The organism is Kitasatospora sp. NPDC004614 (genome assembly GCF_042873675.1).
Classification (GTDB): domain Bacteria; phylum Actinomycetota; class Actinomycetes; order Streptomycetales; family Streptomycetaceae; genus Kitasatospora.
Window position 1 is genome coordinate 66,140 of the sequence record NZ_JBIALR010000028.1, and the last position, 19,945, is coordinate 86,084.

Annotated in this window: 18 protein-coding genes and 1 tRNA gene; 4 read left to right on the forward strand and 15 right to left on the reverse strand. The window is 72.6% G+C overall.

Annotated features, from left to right (window positions below; translation table 11 throughout):
* The 12 genes from ACFYST_RS34420 to ACFYST_RS34475 form a co-directional block, all read right to left on the reverse strand.
* On the reverse strand, positions 1-669 hold the full coding sequence (locus ACFYST_RS34420) for a 1-hydroxy-2-methyl-2-butenyl 4-diphosphate reductase (protein ID WP_387868187.1): 669 nt from the start codon (positions 667-669) through the stop codon (positions 1-3).
* A complete protein-coding gene (gene shc, locus ACFYST_RS34425; RefSeq protein WP_387868189.1) occupies positions 666-2,624 on the reverse strand; it encodes a squalene--hopene cyclase in 1,959 nt (652 codons plus the stop codon). Before shc ends, ACFYST_RS34420 begins: the two co-directional genes overlap by 4 nt.
* A gap of 7 nt (positions 2,625-2,631) precedes the next feature.
* Entirely contained in the window at positions 2,632-3,705 is a 1,074-nt protein-coding gene (locus tag ACFYST_RS34430) for a polyprenyl synthetase family protein (protein WP_387868191.1), read from the reverse strand.
* 86 nt (positions 3,706-3,791) lie between these two features.
* Positions 3,792-5,189: a hydroxysqualene dehydroxylase HpnE gene (gene hpnE / locus ACFYST_RS34435; RefSeq protein ID WP_387868194.1), complete on the reverse strand. Its 1,398-nt coding sequence runs from the start codon at positions 5,187-5,189 to the stop codon at positions 3,792-3,794.
* Positions 5,190-5,283: 94 nt separating this feature from the next.
* Entirely contained in the window at positions 5,284-6,141 is an 858-nt protein-coding gene (gene hpnD / locus ACFYST_RS34440) for a presqualene diphosphate synthase HpnD (RefSeq protein ID WP_387645953.1), read from the reverse strand.
* Between the two features lie 41 nt (positions 6,142-6,182).
* A complete protein-coding gene (hpnC, locus tag ACFYST_RS34445; protein WP_387868197.1) occupies positions 6,183-7,103 on the reverse strand; it encodes a squalene synthase HpnC in 921 nt (306 codons plus the stop codon).
* A gap of 189 nt (positions 7,104-7,292) precedes the next feature.
* Positions 7,293-8,105, reverse strand: a complete 813-nt coding sequence (locus ACFYST_RS34450) for an ABC transporter ATP-binding protein (protein WP_387645167.1) — start codon at positions 8,103-8,105, stop codon at positions 7,293-7,295.
* The gene (locus ACFYST_RS34455) at positions 8,098-9,069 is read right to left on the reverse strand and encodes an ABC transporter permease (protein WP_387868199.1); all 972 of its coding nucleotides are present in this window, start codon (positions 9,067-9,069) and stop codon (positions 8,098-8,100) included. The genes ACFYST_RS34450 and ACFYST_RS34455 overlap by 8 nt, the downstream gene beginning before the upstream one ends.
* A 120-nt stretch (positions 9,070-9,189) precedes the next feature.
* The gene (locus ACFYST_RS34460) at positions 9,190-10,074 is read right to left on the reverse strand and encodes a glycosyltransferase family 2 protein (RefSeq protein ID WP_387645172.1); all 885 of its coding nucleotides are present in this window, start codon (positions 10,072-10,074) and stop codon (positions 9,190-9,192) included.
* On the reverse strand, positions 10,071-10,901 hold the full coding sequence (locus ACFYST_RS34465) for a CDP-alcohol phosphatidyltransferase family protein (protein WP_387645175.1): 831 nt from the start codon (positions 10,899-10,901) through the stop codon (positions 10,071-10,073). Before ACFYST_RS34465 ends, ACFYST_RS34460 begins: the two co-directional genes overlap by 4 nt.
* Positions 10,879-11,940 (reverse strand): iron-containing alcohol dehydrogenase family protein, encoded by a 1,062-nt coding sequence (locus ACFYST_RS34470; RefSeq protein ID WP_387645177.1) that lies wholly within the window; start codon positions 11,938-11,940, stop codon positions 10,879-10,881. Before ACFYST_RS34470 ends, ACFYST_RS34465 begins: the two co-directional genes overlap by 23 nt.
* Complete coding sequence (locus ACFYST_RS34475) at positions 11,928-12,683, reverse strand: sugar phosphate nucleotidyltransferase (protein WP_387645180.1); 756 nt, start codon at positions 12,681-12,683, stop codon at positions 11,928-11,930. The genes ACFYST_RS34470 and ACFYST_RS34475 overlap by 13 nt, the downstream gene beginning before the upstream one ends.
* Before the next feature lie 428 nt (positions 12,684-13,111).
* On the opposite strand from ACFYST_RS34475, the gene idi reads away from it, so the two are divergent.
* Positions 13,112-13,723 carry an isopentenyl-diphosphate Delta-isomerase gene (idi, locus tag ACFYST_RS34480; RefSeq protein ID WP_387868202.1) on the forward strand — a complete coding sequence of 204 codons (612 nt, stop codon included), beginning with the start codon at positions 13,112-13,114 and terminating at the stop codon, positions 13,721-13,723.
* Between the two features lie 4 nt (positions 13,724-13,727).
* Here idi and ACFYST_RS34485 read toward each other — a convergent pair whose 3' ends face one another.
* Positions 13,728-14,249 carry an ATP-binding protein gene (locus ACFYST_RS34485; protein ID WP_387645185.1) on the reverse strand — a complete coding sequence of 174 codons (522 nt, stop codon included), beginning with the start codon at positions 14,247-14,249 and terminating at the stop codon, positions 13,728-13,730.
* 406 nt (positions 14,250-14,655) lie between these two features.
* On the opposite strand from ACFYST_RS34485, the gene ACFYST_RS34490 reads away from it, so the two are divergent.
* Positions 14,656-14,743 (forward strand) — tRNA-Leu (locus ACFYST_RS34490).
* A 326-nt stretch (positions 14,744-15,069) separates the two neighbouring features.
* Here the strand turns inward: ACFYST_RS34490 and ACFYST_RS34495 are convergent.
* Positions 15,070-15,513 carry a MerR family transcriptional regulator gene (locus tag ACFYST_RS34495; protein WP_387868204.1) on the reverse strand — a complete coding sequence of 148 codons (444 nt, stop codon included), beginning with the start codon at positions 15,511-15,513 and terminating at the stop codon, positions 15,070-15,072.
* 78 nt (positions 15,514-15,591) lie between these two features.
* Between ACFYST_RS34495 and ACFYST_RS34500 the strand changes: the two genes are divergently transcribed.
* The gene (locus ACFYST_RS34500; protein ID WP_387868206.1) at positions 15,592-17,025 is read left to right on the forward strand and encodes an MFS transporter; all 1,434 of its coding nucleotides are present in this window, start codon (positions 15,592-15,594) and stop codon (positions 17,023-17,025) included.
* On the opposite strand, the gene ACFYST_RS34505 is transcribed toward ACFYST_RS34500, so the two are convergent.
* Complete coding sequence (locus ACFYST_RS34505; protein ID WP_387645194.1) at positions 16,983-17,405, reverse strand: Fur family transcriptional regulator; 423 nt, start codon at positions 17,403-17,405, stop codon at positions 16,983-16,985. The genes ACFYST_RS34500 and ACFYST_RS34505 overlap by 43 nt on opposite strands.
* 191 nt (positions 17,406-17,596) lie before the next feature.
* Here ACFYST_RS34505 and katG point away from each other — a divergent pair, with 191 nt between their 5' ends.
* The gene (gene katG / locus ACFYST_RS34510; RefSeq protein WP_387868209.1) at positions 17,597-19,819 is read left to right on the forward strand and encodes a catalase/peroxidase HPI; all 2,223 of its coding nucleotides are present in this window, start codon (positions 17,597-17,599) and stop codon (positions 19,817-19,819) included.
* The last annotated feature ends 126 nt before the right edge of the window (positions 19,820-19,945 follow it).

Below are 19,945 nucleotides of genomic sequence, written 5' to 3' on the forward strand. Positions count from 1 at the left end.
TTAGCTCGCTTCCTGAGGGAGCGTCGAGGGCTGTGTGGTCGTCGGCGGACGGGGCGCGGCGGCCAGTTGCCGGTGCCACGCGGTGAGGGCGGGGACGGCGGCGCGCAGCACCCGCCAGGCGCGGAATCCGGCGGGCAGGGTGCTGAGGCGGATGAGTTCCCGCTCGGGGGTGTCGACCACCACCCGCAGCACGGCGGCGGGCAGGTCGGGGGCGCGCTCGGCGCGGGCGGCGAGCACCGCGGCGGCCTCCATGTCGACGGCGAGCGCGCCCTCGGCGTGCAGCCGGGCCCGTTCGGCGCCGCGCACCACGTGGTCGGCGGTGCGGTGGGTGCCCAGGTGGGCGCGGATCCCGGCCTCCTCCAGGGCGGTGGCCAGCGCGGGCGCGGTGCCCAGCGGGTGGACGCTGCCCTCGGCGTCGGTGACCCGGTCGGCGACGATCACCTCGCCCGGGCGCACCCCGGGGCCGACCGCGGCGCCGAACCCGGCGACCAGCAGCGCCCCGTAGCCGCCGACGTCCAGCAGCGCGCCGGCCCGCCGCCCGGCGGTCCGGCGGCCCATCCCGGTGCGGGCCAGCACCGGGGGGCCGCCGGCCGCGCCGGACCAGTCGCCGCCGCGCAGCGCCCAGGCCTCGGGTCGCAGCGCGCAGAGCACCAGCAGGGGGTCGTTCATCGCCGGCCACCGCGGCCGAGCGGGGCGTCGTGCACGTACCGGCCGAGCGCGGTGACCGGGAAGACCAGCCGGTACAGGTGGTAGTTGATGGAGAAGTCCCAGGGGAACCCGGTGCCGGTGAACTGCGGTTCGTCCCAGCTGCCGTCGGGCCGCTGGGTGCGGGTCAGCCAGGCGATGCCGCGTTCGACCGCCTCCGAGTCGCGTTCGCCGGCGGCGAGCAGCGCCATCAGGGCCCAGGCGGTCTGCGAGGCGGTGGAGTCGCCGCGGCCGGCCCAGGTGGCCGGGTCCTCGTAGGAGCGCATGTCCTCGCCCCAGCCGCCGTCGGTGTTCTGCCGGCCGGTCAGCCAGCCGACGGCGCGGCGGACGGAGGGGTGGCCGGGGGTGAGTCCGGCGGCGATCAGGGCGGGCACCACGGAGCCGGTGCCGTAGATGTAGTTGGTGCCCCACCGGCCGAACCAGGAGCCGTCGGCCTCCTGGTGGCTCAGCAGCCAGGCGACGCCGCGCCGGGTGCGGGGGTCGCGGGCGCGGCCGGTCTCGGCGAGCATCTCGACCACGTGCGCGGTGACGTCCGCGGAGGGCGGGTCGATGACTTCGCCGAAGTCGCAGAACGGCAGCTTGTTGGGGAGTTTGCTGGTGTTGTCGGCGTCGAAGGCGCCCCAGGCGCCGTCCTTGGACTGCATGCCGAGGTTCCAGCCGACGGCTCGTTCGACGGCGCCGGCCAGCCGGACCCGGTCGGGGTGGTCGATCCGGCGCAGCGCGAGCACCACCTCGGCGGTGTCGTCGACGTCCGGGTAGGTGTCGTTCTGGAATTCGAACGCCCAGCCGCCGGGGGCGAGCCGGGGGCGTTTGACGGCCCAGTCGCCGCGGGTGGTGACCTCCTCGCCGAGCATCCAGTCGCCGGCCCGCACCAGCGCGGGGTGGTCGCCGGGCAGTCCGGCGTCGCGCAGCGCGATGGCGGCCAGGCAGGTGTCCCAGACCGGGGACTGACAGGCCTCCAGCCAGCGCTTGCCGTCCTCGGTGTGCACGGTGAAGCTGTCGAACGCGGCCAGTCCGGCCTTCATCACGGGGTGGTCGAGGCGGTAGCCGAGCAGCCGCAGCGCGATCAGCGAGTACACGGCGGGGGGCTGGATGCCGCCCCAGCAGCCGTCGGCCTCCTGCCGTTCGACGATCCAGGCGGCGGCCTGCCGCAGTGCGAGGCGGCGCACCGGTTTGACGGCGTGCCGGTGGTAGCGGTGCATCAGCTGGTCGAGGCGCTGGAAGAGGCCGTCCCAACTGTGCGCGGGGGCGAGCGGCCGCCTCGGGTACGGATCGGCCGGGTCGGTGTGCAGCTCGGTGAGGTCGAACGGAGCCGGGCGGACCGGGCGGTGGGCGGAGACCACGGTCAGCGGGACGATGGTCTGCCGGGCCCATTGGCCGAAGGAGTAGATGTTCAGCGGCGCCCATCTGGGCAGGAACAGCACTTCGGGGGGCAGTTCGGGGAGTTTCGCCCAGGGCCACCAGCCGAACAGGGCGAGCCAGATCCGGGTGAACACCCGGGTGGCGGCGATGCCGCCGTTCTCCCGGACGAAGGCGGCGGCGGCGCGCAGGTGCGGGGCGTCCGGGGGGTCCCCGGCGAGCCGGAGGGCGACGTACGCCTCGACGGTGGTGGACAGCTCGGGCGGGCCGCCGTGGAAGGTGGCCCAGGTGCCGTCCTCCCGCTGCCGGGAGCGGATCCAGGCCGCGGTGGCCCGGGTCTGCTCCTCGGTGCGGATGCCGAGGAACTGGCGGAGCAGCAGGTCTTCGGCGTCCATGGTGACGTTGGTCTCCAGGTCGCCCTTCCACCAGCCGTCGGCGTGCTGGAGTGACAGCAGGTGTGCGGTGGCCCGGCTGAGCGCCGCCGCGGGTGAGGAATCGTCAGATCGTGTTACTGCAACTGAGGTTTGGGGTCCGAGCCTTCCACCCGCGGTTGCTGTCACTCTTACGTCACCTCTCTCTGACCACCACGAATTCGGCGAGTGCGACGAAGTGCTCGCGCACCTCGTCGGCCATGGGCACCTCGCCGAGCGCGGCGAGGGCGGTGTCGTACTGGCGGCGGGCCTCTTCCTGCGTCCAGGCCCGGCCGCCGGCCTGCTCGATCAGCGCGGCGCGGGCGGCGAGCTGCTGCTCGCTCTCCTCGCCGCGGCCGGTCGGGTCGGCCAGCTGTGCGGCCAGCTCGCGGGAGGCGGCGCCCCCCTCGGCCAGCGCGGCGCACACCGGCAGCGACTTCTTGCGCGACTGGAGGTCGCTCCAGTGCGGCTTGCCCGTCACTTCGGTGGCACCCCAGATGCCCAGCAGGTCGTCCACCGCCTGGAACGCCAGACCCAGGTGGTAGCCGTACCGCTGGAGCGCGTCGGAGATCCGGTCGTCGGCGCCGGCCAGTACCGCGCCGATCGCCGCGGAGGCCGCCAGCAGGGCGCCGGTCTTGCCGCCCTCCATGGTCAGGCACTCCTCGACCGTCACCACGTCCCGCTGTTCGAACGAGACGTCCAGCGCCTGACCGTCGATCAGCCGCCGGGTCGCGGTGGTGATCAGACGGACCGCGCGGGCGGCGTCGGTCGGGGTGGCCCCGCCGGTCACCGCGGCGTCCAGCAGGACCTCGGTGCCGAGAGTGGACAGCGCGTCGCCGACCAGCACGGCCTGCGCCGGGCCGAACACCGTCCAGGCGGTGGCCCGGTGCCGACGCGTCTCGTCACCGTCCATCAGATCATCATGAAGAAGGGAGAAATTGTGCACCAGCTCGACCGACACGCCGCCCGGTACGCCCACCTGCGCATCCGCGCCGACCGCCTCGGCCGACAGCAGCGCCAGCGCCGGGCGCACCGCCTTGCCGCCGTCGCCCGCGGCGGGCTTGCCGTCGCGGTCGATCCAGCCGAAGTGGTACGCCGCGACGGTGTCCATCGGCGCGGCCAGACGGGCGACGGCCTCGCGCATCGGCGGCGCGCAGAGCGTGCGCCCGCGCGCCAGCAGGTCCAGGACCGTCAGGGTGTCCCCGACCGTCGAGCCGGTGCGTGCCTCCACGTGCGTTCCCTCTCGGTACGTCTGACCGGCCGCGAACGGCGGCCGGCCGGGTGCGATGTCGGTGGTCGGGGACTGCCGGGTCGCCGTCATCGGGGCCACCGCCCGTCCGCGCGATCAACCGGGAGCCGGCCGGTGCCGGCCAGGGCGGCGTCGGCCGCGGCGTGCCCGCTGCGCACCGCGCCCTCCATGGTCGCGGGCCAGCCGGTGGCCGTCCAGGAGCCGGCCAGCAGGATGCCCGGCAGTTCGGTGCGCGCGCCGGGGCGCAGCCGGGCGGTGCCGGGCGCCGGGTCGAAGGTGGCGGTGCGCTCCCGGGTGACGAAGAAGTCCAGCACCCGCGCGTCGCGGGCGGCGGGCAGCAGCCGGGCCAGCTCGGGCAGGTAGCGCTCGCGCAGCTCGGCGACCGGCAGGTCGATCTCGTCCTCGGCGGCGGACTGCGACACCGCCAGGTACTGGGCGCCGGGGACGTCCAGGCCGGAGTGCGGGGTGCGGTCGAAGACGAACTGCACCGGGGAGCCGATCGCGGCGAAGAACGGACGGCGGATCAGCGGCCGGTCGTAGATCACGTGCACGTTGAGGATCGGCGCGGTGCCGAACTCGGCGAGCCGCTCCTGCCCGGGGATCGCGCCCGGCGGCAGCAGCGCCGCCGCGGTGTCCTGGGCGCCGGCCAGCACCACGGTGTCGGCGGTGAGCAGTTCGCCGCTCTCCAGCCGGACGGCGTTCGGCTCGGCGGCCTTGAGTTCCGCGGCCTTGGTGCGCAGCAGCACCCGGACGCCCGCGCGTTCGAGTTCGGCGCGGGCCCGGTCGTGGTGGATCTCGCCGAGCGGGACGCGGGCGATGCCGATGTCGGCGGCGCCCGGGTCGGACAGCAGGCCGGTCTGGAACACCTTGGCGGCCAGCGCCATCGAGGTGCGGTCGGCGGTGGCGTTCAGGGTGGCGACACCCACCAGGTCCCAGACCGCTTCGATGGTGGCCGGGGTCTGGCCGTGGCGGCGCAGCCACTCGCCGAAGGAGATCTCGTCGAGCGCCGGGTCGTCCTGGTCGAGGCCCTTGAGGGCGAGCGCGCCGCGCACCACCCGCAGCCGGTCGGCCGGGCTCAGGTGACGGTAGGTGGCGAGGCTGCCGGCCAGGTGCAGCGGGACGGGCAGGGCGGCGCGGCGCAGCCGGCCGAGGCTGCGGGTGCCGTCGGCGGCCAGGCCGAGCACCGGGACGTCCAGCCGGTCCTGGAGGTCGACCAGGGCGTTCGCGCCGAGGCGGTCGATCAGGCCGCGGTAGGCGGTGCAGCAGCGCAGGTAGACGTGCTGGCCGTTGTCGACCGTCAGGTCGCCGCGCTTGAAGGAGAAGGCCAGGCCACCGAGCCGGGGGCGGGCCTCGACCAGGGTGGTGCGCACACCGGCCTCGGCCAGCCGGAGTGCGGCGGTGATGCCGGCCAGGCCGCCGCCGATCACCACGGCGGTGCGCTGCCGCTGCGGCGTCGGCGTGCTCATCGGTCCTCCCTGGCGGCAGTGGACTGAGGGCACAACAACGTGCGCATGCGTCGTGACTCCCTGTTGACACAGCGTGACATAACTGGCGTGAGAATCAAGAACGCCCTCCGGCGAGCCCGGACAGTGCCACGTACGCCTTCTCCCAGCCGGGCAGCGAGACCCGGCCGCGGAGCACCGAGTGCGGGTCGGCGGCGATCCGGCCGAGCAGGCGGTGGTAGATGCCGGCCATCGCGGCGGTGGCGGCGCGGCTGCGGCGGTCGAGCATCGGCAGCAGTTGCAGGCCCTCGGTGAAGGCCTGCTGGGCGCGGTCGGCCTCGAAGGCGACCAGGCCGGTGAAGTCGGCGCCGAGCGGGAGCTTCGGGAGGGCGAAGCCCTGCTGGCAGCCGAACCGGGCGAGGTCCTCGGCGGGCAGGTAGGTGCGGCCGTTCAGGGCGTCCTCGCGCAGGTCGCGCAGGATGTTGGTGATTTGCAGCGCCAGTCCCAGGGTGTCGGCGTAGGCGGCGCCGCGCTCCCAGTCCTCGCAGCCGTACACGCCGAGCGAGAGCCGGCCGATCGACCCGGCCACGCAGCGGCAGTACACCTTGAGCTCGTCGAAGGTCTCGTACTCGACGCCCTTGAGGTCCATCTCGACGCCGTCGATCAGCTCGTCGAAACCGCCGAGCGGGATCGGGAAGCGGCGGGCGGCGTCGGCCAGCGCGACCTTGATCGGGTCGGTGTCGTCCTCGCCGACCGCGCCCGCCCGGATCTCGTCCAGCAGGACGCGGGTGCGGGCCAGCGCCTCGGTCTTCTGCTCGGCGGGCAGTTCGCCGTCGCCGATGTCGTCGACCCGGCGGGCCAGCGCGTACAGCGCGGACATCGCCAGCCGCTTGGCCTCGGGCAGCAGGCGGATGCCGTAGCTGAAGTTGCGGGCCTGCAGGGCGGTGACCGCCTCGCAGTACCGGTAGGCCGCCATGACCGGCGCGGACGCCAGTGGTGATGCCCCCACGCGGGCGCTCACCTTCCCTTCGCGAAAAGTGCCGCCGCCCGGCCGGCCAGGCGGCGCTTGTCCGGCTTCGCCCGGTGCGCGAGCACGTCGTACCCGGCCGCCGCGATGGCGTCCAGGGCCGCGTACCCGCCGGCGGTGAATCCCGCCAGCAGCAGTCGAAGCCTCCCGTGAACCGTACCTACCAGCGGCGCGCCGCGATCGAGCAGGGTCCGGGCCCGGCTCGACTCCCAGGCGATCAGCTGCCGCACCTCGCGCGAGGCGGCGGGGGCGGCGAGGTCCTGTTCGGTGACGCCGAAGGTGGCGAGGTCCTCCTGCGGGAGGTAGATCCGGCCGCGGTCGAGGTCCTCGGCGACGTCCTGCAGGTGTTCGACGATCTGCAGCGCGGTGCAGATCGCGTCGGAGAGTTCGATCCGCTCGGGGGTGGCGCGGCCGGCCAGCGCGAGCACCAGGCGGCCGACCGGGTCGGCGGAGAGCGTGCAGTAGTGCCGCAGGTCGTCGTAGGTCGGGTAGCGGGTGACGGTCTGGTCGACCCGGTTGGCCTCGATCAGCCGGCGGAACGGCTCGGGGGTGACGGCGTGCTGTTCGATCAGCGGGACCAGGCGGCGGACCAGCGGGTGCCGGGGCTCGCCGGCGGCGGTGCCGAGCACGGTGCCGCCCTGCGCGCGGTCGTCGCCGAGGGCGGTGGCGAAGGCCCGGTCGAGGTCCCGCTCCAGGCCGTCCAGCAGGGCCGGCCGGAAGCCTTCGTCCTGCGGCGCGCCGGGGACGTCCAGCAGGTGGGCGACGGAGGCCGGGTCGGCGAGGTCGCCGTCGCCGGCGTCGTCGATCAGCCGGGCGAAGCCGTAGACTGCCATCAGGTCGCCGCGCCAGGCGGCGGGCAGGAAGGCGGGGGCGACCGGGAAGTTCTCCAGGTCCGCCTTGTCCAGCGTCACCGCCGCTGTCTGGTTATCAGATTTGATTGAAGCCGACACTGCCGTCACTCCCCCGTTCTACACCGGTCCCGGCCGCCATCGCGCCTCGGACACGCTTCCGTCGCCACGCCTTCACCCGCCGCACGGCGCAGGGCCGGTGCCGGGGAGAGCTCCCCGCGCACCGGCCCTGCGACCGTCGGCCGCGCCCCGTCAGGGGCGCTCGCCCTTCTCGTACCGCCGGACCACCTCGTCGGTGTGCCCGTCCATGATCAGCTCGCCGTGCTCGATCCAGATGGTGCGCTCACAGGTCTCGCGGATCGCGTTGTTGTCGTGGCTGACCAGGAAGACCGTGCCGGCCTCCTTGCGCAGCTCGTTGATCCGGGCCTTGGAGCGCTGCTGGAAGCCCTGGTCGCCGGTGGCGAGGGCCTCGTCGATCAGCAGCACGTCGTGGGTCTTCGCCGCGGCGATGGAGAACCGCAGGCGGGCGCCCATGCCGGAGGAGTAGGTGCGCATCGGGAGCGAGATGAAGTCGCCCTTCTCGTTGATGCCCGAGAAGTCCACGATGCTCTGGTAGCGCTCGCGCACCTGGGCCGGGGACATGCCCATCGCCAGGCAGCCCAGCACCACGTTGCGCTCGCCGGTCAGGTCGTTCATCAGCGCCGCGTTCACGCCCAGCAGCGAGGGCTGGCCGTGGGTGTAGATGGCGCCCTTGGCGGTCGGCAGCAGGCCGGCGATGGCCGCCAGCATGGTCGACTTGCCGGAGCCGTTCGAGCCGATCAGGCCGACGGCCTCGCCCTTGTACGCGGTGAAGCTGATGCCGCGGACCGCGTGCACCTCGCGGATCGCGGGCGACTTCTTGCGGGTGATCATCCGGCTCAGCGCCGAGGTGGCGCTGCCCTTGCCGGCGCCCGCGCCGTGCACCTTGTAGATGATGTGCACGTCGTCCACCACGACGGTGGGGACCCGGGCCTGGTTGTCCACCGCGGTGGTCTCCTTCAGGGTGTCGATCGCTGCGTCAGCCACGGCCGTACTCCTCCTCGGACTTCCAGAAGAACACGAAGCCGATGACGAAGGCGACGACCGCCCAGGTGCCGGCCATGATCCAGATGTGGTGCGGGAGGTTCAGCGCCTCGGGGAGCTTGTGGCCCGCCGCGTCGTAGCCGCCCGGGTACTTGCTCTTGTCGAAGCTGTCCGGCATGAACGCGTAGCGCATCAGGTCCATGTAGACCGTCGCCGGGTTCCAGGAGTAGACCGTCTGCCAGATCGTCGGCCAGCTCTTGATGTAGCCGGAGACGCTGTACATCACGCCGGAGACGTACATCCAGGTGCGCAGCAGGAAGGGCATCAGCTGCGAGATGTCCGAGGTCTTGGCACCGATCCGGGCCATCACCATGGCCAGGCCGGTGTTGAACAGCGACTGCAGCACCAGCGCCGGGATGATCAGCAGCCAGGTCATGGCCGGACGGATGCCGTTGGCCAGCACGATGGCGACCAGGACCACCATCGAGATCAGCAGCTGCTGGAGCTGGATCACGGTGAACGCGATCGGCAGCGAGGCGCGCGGGAAGTGCAGTGCCCGGATCAGGCCGAGGTTGTCGGAGATCGAGCGGGTGCCGGCCTGGATCGCGCTCTGCGAGAACTGGAACACGAAGACGCCGACGCACAGCCAGGCGATGTAGACCGGGACGCCGTCCCGGCTCTGCATGATCACACCGAAGACCAGGTAGAACACCGCGCAGTTGAGCAGCGGGGTGAGCACCTGCCAGAGCTGGCCGAGCTTCGCGGTGGTGTACTGCGCGACCAGGCGGGCGGTCGCGAACGAGCTGATGAAGGCGCGCCGGGCCCACAGCTGGCCGATGTACTTCGGCAGACTCGGCCGCTTGCCGCTGACGGACAGCCCGTACTTGTCCGCCAGTTGCTTCGGGGTCAGACCCGCGTCGGTGCCCCTCGGTGCGGAGAGGTTGACCGGGTCACTCAGTGTCGACACATTCGTCCTTCAGGGGGTCGAAATTCCGCGGCCCCGGGGGGACGGGGCGCGGAACCGGGGCGTACCACGAGGAGCTCAGGTTTGCGTGCGGGCGGCGAGGGTATTGCCGACCGGTTGCGATCAGATGATTGGCGGTCTGCCGAGCCTGGTCAAGCGCCAGACGGTGGACCACTTCATCGGCCGACGCGGGCCGCAGGGCTCGCTCCAGCCTGCCCGGAACCCGCCGAGCCACGCCTTGAGCGCCGAACCGGAGGGCCGCCGGGCGACCGTCAGCAGGAACCAGGTCCCCAGATAGAGAGGCACCAAGGGGGCCGGAAGGTTCCGTCGGGCCAGCCACACCCGGTTGCGGGCCACGTTGTGAAAGTACGCCGCGTGCCGGGCCGGGGAGGTCGCCGGGTGGTAGAGCACCACGTCCGGGAGGTAGTCGATCGACCAGCCGGCGTCCAGCGCCCGCCAGGCCAGGTCGGTCTCCTCGTGGGCGTAGAAGAACTCCGCGGGCAGCTGCCCGGCCTGCGGGAAGACCGCGCTGCGCACCGCGCTGGCGCCGCCCAGGAAGGTGGTGACCCGGGAGGCGCGCAGCGGGTCGCTGGCGCGCAGCCGGGGCACGTGCCGGCGCTGCGTGGTGCCGGTCTCCGGGTCGGCGATCCGGAACGAGACGATGCCCAGCGACGGGTCGGCGGTGAAGGCCTTCCGCAGCAGTTCGGCGGAGTCGGTGTTCGGCAGCGAGCCGTCGTCGTCCAGGAACAGCACCGCGTCGACGTCCCGGCCGTCCGGGCCGAACAGCTCGATGCCGACGTTGCGGCCGCCGGGGATGCCCAGGTTCTCGGGCAGTTCGACGGTGCGCACGTCAGCCGGCAGCGGGGGCAGCGGGGCGCCGTTGCCGACCACGGCGAGTTCGACCGGCGGGCCCTGCTGGGCGCGCACCGACTCGATCAGCGCGTTCAGTTCGGCGGGCCGGTTGCCCATGGTGATGATGACCGCGCCGAGGCGGAAGTCGTCGCTCATCGGAGCCTGCTGGAGAGCACGATGGACAGCAGGTGCAGGACGGTCTGCAGCATCGCGATGGCGGCCAGCACCACCACGGCGAGGCGGGTGAAGTACAGGCCTCCGTGGACCTGGTCGGCGATGCCGGCGGCCAGGATGAACAGGGAGGCCTCGACGGCGCCGACCAGGCGGTGGAACTTCAGCAGCGAGGCGGCCCGGCGGGCCTTGGCGACGGCGTTCGAACGCGGCACCGAGGCCTCGTCCAGGACGGCGGTCAGGCCGGAGCGGGCCCGGGCGACGTCGACCAGGTCGGTCTCGGACTTGATCAGGATCGCGCCGAGCGCGGCCAGCGTGCCGAGGAAGGCCCACTGCCAGGCGGAGTGCGAGCCCTCGCGGTGCAGCAGGTCGGTGGCCCGCAGGCCGAGGCCGGTGAGCAGCGCCGCCTCGGACATGTAGTGGCCGACCCGGTCCAGGTACACACCGGTCAGCGAGGTCTGGCGGCGCCAGCGGGCGACCTCGCCGTCCACGCAGTCCAGCAGCAGGTAGATCTGGATCAGCAGAGCGCCGAGGATCGCGCCGCCCAGGCCCGGGACCACCAGGGCGATGCCGGCCAGGATGCCGGTGAGCATCATCAGGTAGGTCAGGCCGTTGGGCGTGATGGCGGTGACGGTCGACAGGATGCGGGTGATCCGCAGCGAGATCTTCCGCATGTAGAGGCGGCCGGCCCAGTGCTCGGCGCTGCGTCGCTGGAGCATGCCCTCGGGGTGGATGACCGCCCGGAGCTCCTCGATCGACGGGCGGCGGGTGAGGTCAACCGGCGGGCGTTCAGCTGTTGACGGCTTGGACATAGTCGGCGTACGCGTCCCTGATGTCTGTGGCGGAGAGGTCGAGGTGTTCGAGGATGGTGAAGCGCCCCGGTCTGGTGTTCGGAGCGTAGTGCACCGCTTCGGTGAACTCCGCCTCGGTGAAGCCGAGCTGATCGGCCGTCACCGGCAGGCCGTGGAAACGCAGGCGTTCCACGATCAGTCCGGACAGGTCCTGCTCGCCCCGCAGGAAGCAGGCGAAGGCCGCGCCGAGGCCGACCTGCTCGCCGTGCTGGGCGGACCGCTTGGGGTGGAGCACGTCCAGGGCGTGCGAGATCTCGTGGCAGGCACCAGAGCTGGGCCGGGTGCTGCCGGCGATGTTCATCGCGATGCCGGACAGTACCAGTGCTTCCGCGAGCGTGGTCAGCAGGTCCGGGTCCTCCAGGGTGCCCGGGTGCCGCAGCAGGTTCTCGCCGGCCGCCCGGGCCATCGCCACGGCCAGGCCGTCGACCGGCTCGCCGGTGACGGTGTGCGAGAGCTCCCAGTCCGCGCAGGCGGAGATGTTGGAGACCGCGTCGCCGATCCCGGCGGCCACGAACCGCTTCGGCGCCTTGGAGATGACGTCGAGGTCGACCACGATGCCGATCGGGCCGGGCACTCCGTAGGAGCCGCGGCCGGCGTCGTTGTCGAGGGTGGAGACCGGGGAGCAGATGCCGTCGTGGGCGAGGTTGGTGGCGACCGCGACCACCGGCAGGCCGACCCGGGCCGCGGCGTACTTGGCCACGTCGATGATCTTGCCGCCGCCGAGGCCCACCAGGGCGTCGTAGTGGCCGCGGCGGATCTCGTCGGTCAGCCGGACCGCGCTGTCCAGGGTGCCGTCGTCGACCTGGTACCAGTCGGCGCCGGGCAGCGCCGGCTCCAGGCGTTCGCGCAGCACCGCGCCCGAGCCGCCGCTGATCGCCACCGCGATCCGGCCGGACGAGGACAGCCGCTGGTCGGCGAGGATGCCGCCGAGCGCGTCCAGTGCGCCGGCCCGCACCTCGACGAACACCGGCGAGGGCACCAGTCGGGTCAGTACCGGCACGCGATCTCCCGAGCCTTGGCCAGGTCGTCGTGGTTGTCGACCTCGACCCAGGAGACCTCGCCGATCGGCTGGACGTCGATGATCAGACCGCGGTCGACCATCTCCTGGTAGCCGTCCTCGTAGTACAGCTGCGGGTCGCGCTCGAAGACCGCCTTGAGGGCGTCGGCCAGGGCCGGGCCGGCGGACGGGTTGATCACGGTGACGCCGATGTACTCGCCGGTGGCGTCCAGCGGGTCCATCAGCTTGGTGATCCGGCGCACCCCGAGCTCCGGGTCGACGACGACCTTCATCTCCTCGTCGGCGAGCTTCTTCACGGTGTCCAGCGCCAGCACGATGCCGGGGGCCTTGCCCTCCTTGATCCGCCGGTCGTTGCCGTCCAGCATGGTGCGCTGCACCGACGCCGGGTGGACGGTGTCGCCGTTGGCGAGCAGCAGGCCCTCACCGAACAGGTCGCGGGCGCACCACAGGGAGTAGGCGTTGTTCCACTCCTCGGCCTTGTCGTTCTCGACCAGGGTGAGCTTCACGCCGTACTTCTGCTCCAGCGCCTGCTTGCGGTCGTGGACCGCCTCCTTGCGGTAGCCCACGACGATCGCGGCCTCCCGCAGGCCGACCTCGGCGAAGTTCCCCAGGGTCAGGTCGAGCACCGTCCGCTCCCCGTCGACCGGCACCAGCGCCTTGGGCAGGGTGTCGGTGTACGGACGAAGCCGGCGGCCTGCGCCGGCGGCCAGGACGAGGCCGATCATGCGGGACTCCAGGGTCTCGGGTGCCGTCCGGCGCACCGGTGCGGGTCTGGGCGCCGGGGCGCGGCCGCGGCTGCGGCGCGCCGTACGGGCGCGCCTTGCGGACCGCCCGGTCTACCTGATGGTAGGCGACCCCGACCACCTGCCAGAACGCGGCCCGGGCAGGTCAGGTGATCAGCTGAGGGTACGACGTGAACCTTCGGCGAAGGTCTGCTGTCGCGGATCGAACAGTTCTGCCGAACATCCGATCCACCGTCCCGGCGGTGTGCGTCGCGGCCCCGGGCCCGCCTGGCCATGCGGCAGACTTGGGCCCCGACGCCGTCGGCGGACCGGGCCGGTCCGATCCGGTCCCGCCGTGCGCGCAGCCGACCTCAAGGACCGGGGTGGGCGGCCCGGAGGCCGCCCCCGGTCCACGTGCCGAAAGGGGCATTGTGCCCATGAGCCCTGCTGTCAGCCCGACCGACGACCTCTCCCCCGAGGTCGCCGCCCAGTCCCCGGCCGCACCCGGCGAGATCATGCTGGAGCTGGTCGACGACCACGGCGTGACCATCGGGACCGGCGAGAAGCACTGGGCCCACCAGCAGCCTGGCCGACTCCACCGCGCCTTCTCGGTGTTCCTGTTCGACCGGCAGGGCCGGATGCTGCTGCAGCGCCGGGCGCTGAGCAAGTACCACTCGCCGGGTGTCTGGTCGAACACCTGTTGCGGCCACCCCTACCCCGGCGAGCAGCCGTTCGTGGCGGCCGCCCGCCGCACCACCGAGGAACTGGGCGCGGCCCCCGCGCTGCTCTGCGAGGCCGGCACCGTCCGCTACGACCTGCCGGACGAGACCACCGGGCTGATCGAGCGGGAGTGGAACCACCTGTTCGTCGGCCTGATCACCGCCGACGCGGACCCCAACCCGGACGAGGTCGAGGACACCCGCTTCGTCACCGCCGCCGAGCTGCGCGCGCTGCGGGCCGAGAAGCCGTTCTCGGTGTGGTTCGAGACGGTCTTCGAGGCCGCGCTGCCCGGGATCCGGGAGATCGCCGGCAACGACTGGTGACACCTCAGTAGTCCGGGTCCCCGTCGGGGCCGTCCCCCGTCCCGGCGGGCCCCGGTGCGGGCAGTGGCAGGTCGGCCCAGATCACCTTGCCGCCGTCCGCCGTGCGCTCCACGTCGCACTCGCCGCCCGCCTGCAGCGTGACGCTCTTGACCAGCAGCAGCCCGCGACCGCCCGGGCGGGCCGGGTCGTTCTCCTGCGCCCTCGGGCGGTACGGGTGGCCGTCGACCACCGAGATCCGCACCCGGTCCGGGCCGATCACCAGTTCGCAGTGCACCTCCGGGGAAAGCGCCGCGGCGTGCGTGACGGCGTTCGACACCAGCTCCGAGACGATCAGCAGCAGATCGTCCACCAGCTCCTGGTAGCGCTCCCCCGCCATGCCCTGCGCCAGCAGCCTGTCCCGCACCGCGTGTCTGGTGCGCGGCACCGAGGACTCGTGCGGGGCCGCGGCGAACCGCCACACGCCCTGACCCGGCCCGGGCTTCCGGCCGGGCCGTCGGGTCGCGACCGCCTTCTGCGTCTCTTCCACTGCACGCCGCCCTTCACGCGGTGACGGGAGCCGGCGGCAGCTGTCGGGACATCGGGCGTTCCGCTCGGGGCTCCTGGTCACCCGAGGCTAGGAGAGCGGGAGGTCGGGGGTCGCACCGGGACCGGATTGACGCGTGTCGTGAAGCTTCCCGACCGATTCGGCACGCGACCTGCCCCGTCCTGCTCGCCCGCACCGCCGGGTCTGCCGCCAGAACACCCGCCCGAACCCCCTCCACCAGCTGTTTCACCCCGATCTCCGCCCGCCTTGCCCCCCTTCCGCCCGAATTGCGCACCGATCCCGGCCCGCACCACGAAAACGCAGGTGAGAAGCACTCCGGAAGCCTGGTAATGTTCTCTTTGTCGCCAGGGGGCAGCCGAAAGGAAGCCTGAAGGCGGCAAGACACCTAGTCCGGGTGGCGGAATGGCAGACGCGCTAGCTTGAGGTGCTAGTGCCCTTTATCGGGCGTGGGGGTTCAAGTCCCCCCTCGGACACCAACGGAAAGACCCCAGTTGATCTGGGGTCTTTCTGCTTTTCCCGGCCCTGTACGTGAATCACGCGGGTCAGTGGTGGACGACCTGGTCGTCCGGCGGGGGCCTGACGGGGGTTTCCGTCCTCGTCGGTCATCGAGACGACGATCGCCTTGCGCCCGTCCACCTGCCGGGTGCCGGACACGGCGAGGTCCTTGCCGAGGCTGCCGTCGGTATTCATGCCTACGTGCTGGGCGGTGAACATGCTCAGCGGGCCACCGGAGTGCCCAGGGACGTCGGCCGTGACGGTGGTGCTACCCCGCCCGGCCGCGGAGTTGGGCGGAATGTGGTCTTCACGGGGACGGTTCGCCGGGGGCCCAGAGGCCGGTGGCGTGGCCGGTGGTGAGGCGGGATCGGTAGGTGTCGACCTTGTGGTCGATGCGGGTGAGGTGGGACTGGAGTTCGGTCAACTGGGCGGCGACTTCGGTGCGGTGGGCTTCGAGGAGGGCGAGGCGGTCGGGTTCGTTGCCGGGGCCTGCGGTGACGAGTTCGGCGTAGCGGCGGATGGTGCGGATCGGCATGCCGGTGGCGCGCAGGCGGGTGCAGAGGTCGATCCATTCGAGGTCGCGGCGGTGGTAGCGGCGGCGGCCGCCGGGGGTGCGGTCGATGGGGGTGACGACCAGGCCGGCGCGTTCGTAGTAGCGCAGGGTGTGGACGCTGACGCCGGTCCGCGCGGCGGCCTCGGCGATGGTCAACCCCTGGGCGGGGAGCGCGGGTTGGGGCTTGATTTCGAGCACGCTCGAAATCGTAGCGTCGGGTCCCAGGACCGGACGGGGCGTCAATTGCCGCTCCGGGCAAGGGTGGAGGGGTGTCAGGTGTCCGAACTCGGCGACCGGCGGAAGCGGTTGGTGCTCGCGGTGTGCTGCGTGAGCATGGTGATGGTGGTGCTGGACATCACCGTGGTGAACGTCGCATTGCCGTCCGTCCGAAGGGAGTTGGGGGCGTCGGTGGCGGCGCTGCAGTGGACGGTGGACGCGTACACGCTGGTGCTGGCGGCGTTTCTGCTGCCGGCGGGGGCGGCGGCGGACCGGTGGGGGCGGCGGCGGGTGTTCATGGTGGGGCTGGCGCTGTTCGGGCTGGGGTCGGCGCTGTGTGCGCTGGCGCCGGGGGCGGGGGCGCTGGTGGGGGCGCGGGCGGTGCAGGCGGCGGGCGGGACGATGTTGAACCCGGTGGCGATGGCGATCGTGGCGACGACGTTCCCGGGGCGGGAGGAACGGGCCCGGGCGGTCGGGGTGTTCGGGTCGGTGTCGGGGCTGTCGCTGGCGCTGGGGCCGGTGCTGGGCGGGGCGCTGGTGGACGCGCTGGGCTGGCGGGCGGTGTTCTGGGTGAACCTGCCGGTGGTGGCGGCGGGCCTGGCGGGAGCGGCGCGCTGGGTGCCGGAGTCCCGGGCGGCGCGGGCGCGGCGGTTCGATCCGGTGGGCCAACTGCTGGTGGTGGTGCTGCTGGGCGGGGTGGTGTTCGGACTGATCGGGGCGGGCCGGGAGGGCTGGTCGGCGCCGGTGGTGTGGGGGCCGCTGGCGGTGGCGGCGGCGGTGGTGCCGGCGCTGGGGTGGTGGGAGCGGCGGCGGGCGGATCCGTTGCTGGAGGTGGGCCTGCTGCGCAGCGTCCCGGTGGTGTCGGCACTGGTGATGGCGTTCGCGGCGCTGTGCGCGTTCGGGGCGTTCCTGTTCGCGGCGACGCTCTACCTGCAGGGGGTGCGCGGGATGTCGGCGCTGCGGGCGGGGTTGTGCGTGGCGCCGGTGGGGGTGCTGATCGTGCTGCTGTCGCCGTGGACGGGCCGGGTGGTGGGGCGGCGGGGGACGCGGCTGCCGCTGCTGGTGTCGGGGGTGGCGCTGGCCTCGGCGGGCGGCCTGTTGCTGCTGGTGGGCCCGGGGACGCCGGTGCCGGCGCTGTTGGCGGTGTTCGCGCTGGTGGGGGTGTTCCAGGGGACGGTGAATCCGCCGGTCACCACGACGGCGGTGGCGGGGCTGCCGGTGTCGATGGCGGCGCTGGCATCGGCGTTGGCTTCGGCGGCCCGGCAGACGGGTTCGGCGGTGGGGGTGGCGGTGGCGGGCACGGTGCTGGCCGGTGGGGTGTCGGCGGGCGGTGCGGCGTTCACCTCGGCGGCGCGCGGGGTGTGGTGGCTGCTGGTGGCGGCGGGTGTGCTGATCGCGGTGCTCGGCGCGGCGGGGTCGGGCCGCCGGTCGGGTGGGCCCGGGGGTGGGCGTCAGGCGGCGGCGCGGGCGCAGTCGGCGCAGAGTCCGCGGTAGGTGACCTCGGCGGCGGTGATGGTGAAGCCGAAGCGTTCGGCGGCGGGAAGGGAGGCCAGCGGGTCGCCGGTGGGGTGGACGTCGCGGATGGTGCCGCAGACGAAGCAGACCAGGTGCTGGTGCGGCCGGTGCGCGTTGGGGTCGTAGCGCTTGGCCCGGCCGTCGGTGGCGACTTCGAGGATCTCACCGAGGGTGACGAGTTCGCCGAGGGTGTTGTACACGGTGGCGCGGGAGATCTCGGGGAGGCGTTCGGCGGCGCGCGCGTGGACCTCGTCCGCCGTCAGATGGACGTGGTCACCGTCGAGGACTTCGGCCACCACCCGGCGCTGGGAGGTCAGCCGCCAGCCCCGGTCACGCAGACGTTCCAGCAGGTCACTCATGTGTTCATCCATTCAGCTCAACAGACGCCCGAACTGTACAGGGGGCGCGGCAGCGCACCGGATTCGAGCGGGAACCACCACCCGATTGAGGGAGTTCTTGACTTAGACTGTGTCTATCTTAGGATCGACTCCGGCGAACAGCCAAGGTGCCCGTCAGAAGAGTGCGATCTGCCCGACCCGGAGGGACTCCCATGCCCGAGAACGACGACGCCATCGTCACCGACCCCAAGTCCGAGGGTGCGGGCGGCTGCCCGGTCGCGCACGGCCGCGCGCCCCATCCCACCCAGGGCGGCGGCAACCAGCAGTGGTGGCCGAACCGGCTGAACCTGAAGATCCTCGCGAAGAACCCGGCGGTGGCGAACCCGCTGGGCGCGGACTTCGACTACGCCGAGGCGTTCAACAGCCTCGACCTGCCCGCCGTGAAGCGGGACATCGAGCAGGCGCTCACCACCTCGCAGGACTGGTGGCCGGCCGACTTCGGTCACTACGGCCCGCTGATCATCCGGATGGCCTGGCACAGCGCCGGCACCTACCGGATCTCCGACGGCCGCGGCGGCGCGGGCGCCGGCCAGCAGCGCTTCGCCCCGCTGAACTCGTGGCCGGACAACGCCAACCTGGACAAGGCCCGCCGGGTGCTGTGGCCGGTGAAGAAGAAGTACGGCAAGAGCCTGTCCTGGGCCGACCTGCTGATCCTGTCGGGCAACGTGGCACTGGAGTCGATGGGCTTCGACACCTTCGGCTTCGGCGGCGGCCGGCCGGACGTCTGGGAGGCCGACGAGGACGTCTACTGGGGCCCCGAGACCACCTGGCTGGGCGACGAGCGCTACACCGGCGACCGTGACCTGGAGGACCCGCTGGGCGCCGTCCAGATGGGCCTGATCTACGTCAACCCGGAGGGCCCCAACGGCAACCCGGACCCGATCGCGGCGGCCCGCGACATCCGCGAGACCTTCCGCCGGATGGCGATGGACGACGAGGAGACCGTCGCGCTGATCGCCGGCGGCCACACCTTCGGCAAGACCCACGGCGCCGGCCCGGCGGAGAACGTCGGCGAGGCCCCCGAGGGCGCGGGCCTGGAGGAGATGGGCCTGGGCTGGAAGAGCACCTACGGCACCGGCAAGGCCGGTGACGCGATCACCTCCGGCCTGGAGGTCACCTGGACCAACACGCCGACCACCTGGGACAACTCCTTCTTCGAGATCCTGTTCGGCTACGAGTGGGAGCTGACCAAGTCCCCGGCCGGCGCGCACCAGTGGAAGCCGAAGGACGGCGCCGGCGAGGGCACCGTGCCGGACGCGTTCGACCCGGCGAAGAAGCACGCCCCGCAGATGCTCACCACCGACCTGTCGCTGCGCTTCGACCCGATCTACGAGCCGATCTCCCGCCGCTTCCGGGACGACCCGGCGGCGTTCGCGGACGCCTTCGCCCGCGCCTGGTTCAAGCTGACGCACCGCGACATGGGCCCGGTCGTCCGCTACCTCGGCCCCGAGGTGCCCAGCGAGGAGCTGATCTGGCAGGACCCGCTGCCGCAGGCGCAGGGCGAGCCGATCGACGCGGCGGACATCGCCGTGCTGAAGGAGCGGGTGCTGGCCTCCGGGCTGACCACCGCCCAGCTGATCTCCACCGCCTGGGCCTCGGCGTCCTCGTTCCGCGGCAGCGACAAGCGCGGTGGCGCGAACGGCGCCCGGGTGCGCCTGGAGCCGCAGCGCGGCTGGGACGTCAACGACCCGGAGCAGCTGGCGCAGGTGCTGCGCGCGCTGGACGGCATCCGGTCCGCGTTCAACGCGCAGGGCGGCCACCAGGTCTCGCTGGCCGACCTGATCGTGCTGGCGGGCTCCGCCGCGGTCGAGCGGGCCGCGCAGGCCGGTGGCGTGGACGTCCAGGTCGCCTTCCGCCCGGGCCGGGTGGACGCCACCCAGGAGACCACCGACGTGGAGTCGTTCTCGGCGCTGGAGCCGAAGGCCGACGGCTTCCGCAACTACCTCGGCAAGGCCACCCGGCTGCCCGCCGAGTACCTGCTGGTGGACCGGGCGAACCTGCTGAACCTGTCCGCCCCGGAGATGACCGTGCTGGTCGGCGGCCTGCGGGTGCTGGGCGCCAACCACGGCGGCTCGCAGCACGGCGTGTTCACCGACCGTCCGGGCACCCTGAGCAACGACTTCTTCGTCAACCTGCTCGACATGGACACCACCTGGGCGCCGGTCGCCTCCGACAACACGGTGTACGAGGGCCGGGACGCCTCCGGTGCGGTCAAGTGGACCGGCACCCGGGCCGACCTGGTGTTCGGCTCCAACTCGGAGCTGCGCGCGGTGGCCGAGGTGTACGCCTCGGACGACGCCGCGCGGAAGTTCGTCGAGGACTTCGCCGCCGCGTGGACGAAGGTGATGGAGCTGGACCGCTACGACCTGGTGTGACACTGAGTTGCCCGAAGGCCCGGTTCCGTTCGGTGGTTTCTAGCGATCGTTGCAACACGTGGTCGGTTGTCTAGGCCACGAGGAGTTTAGTCAGACGCTCGGCTGGGGTTTCCCAGCCGAGCGTTT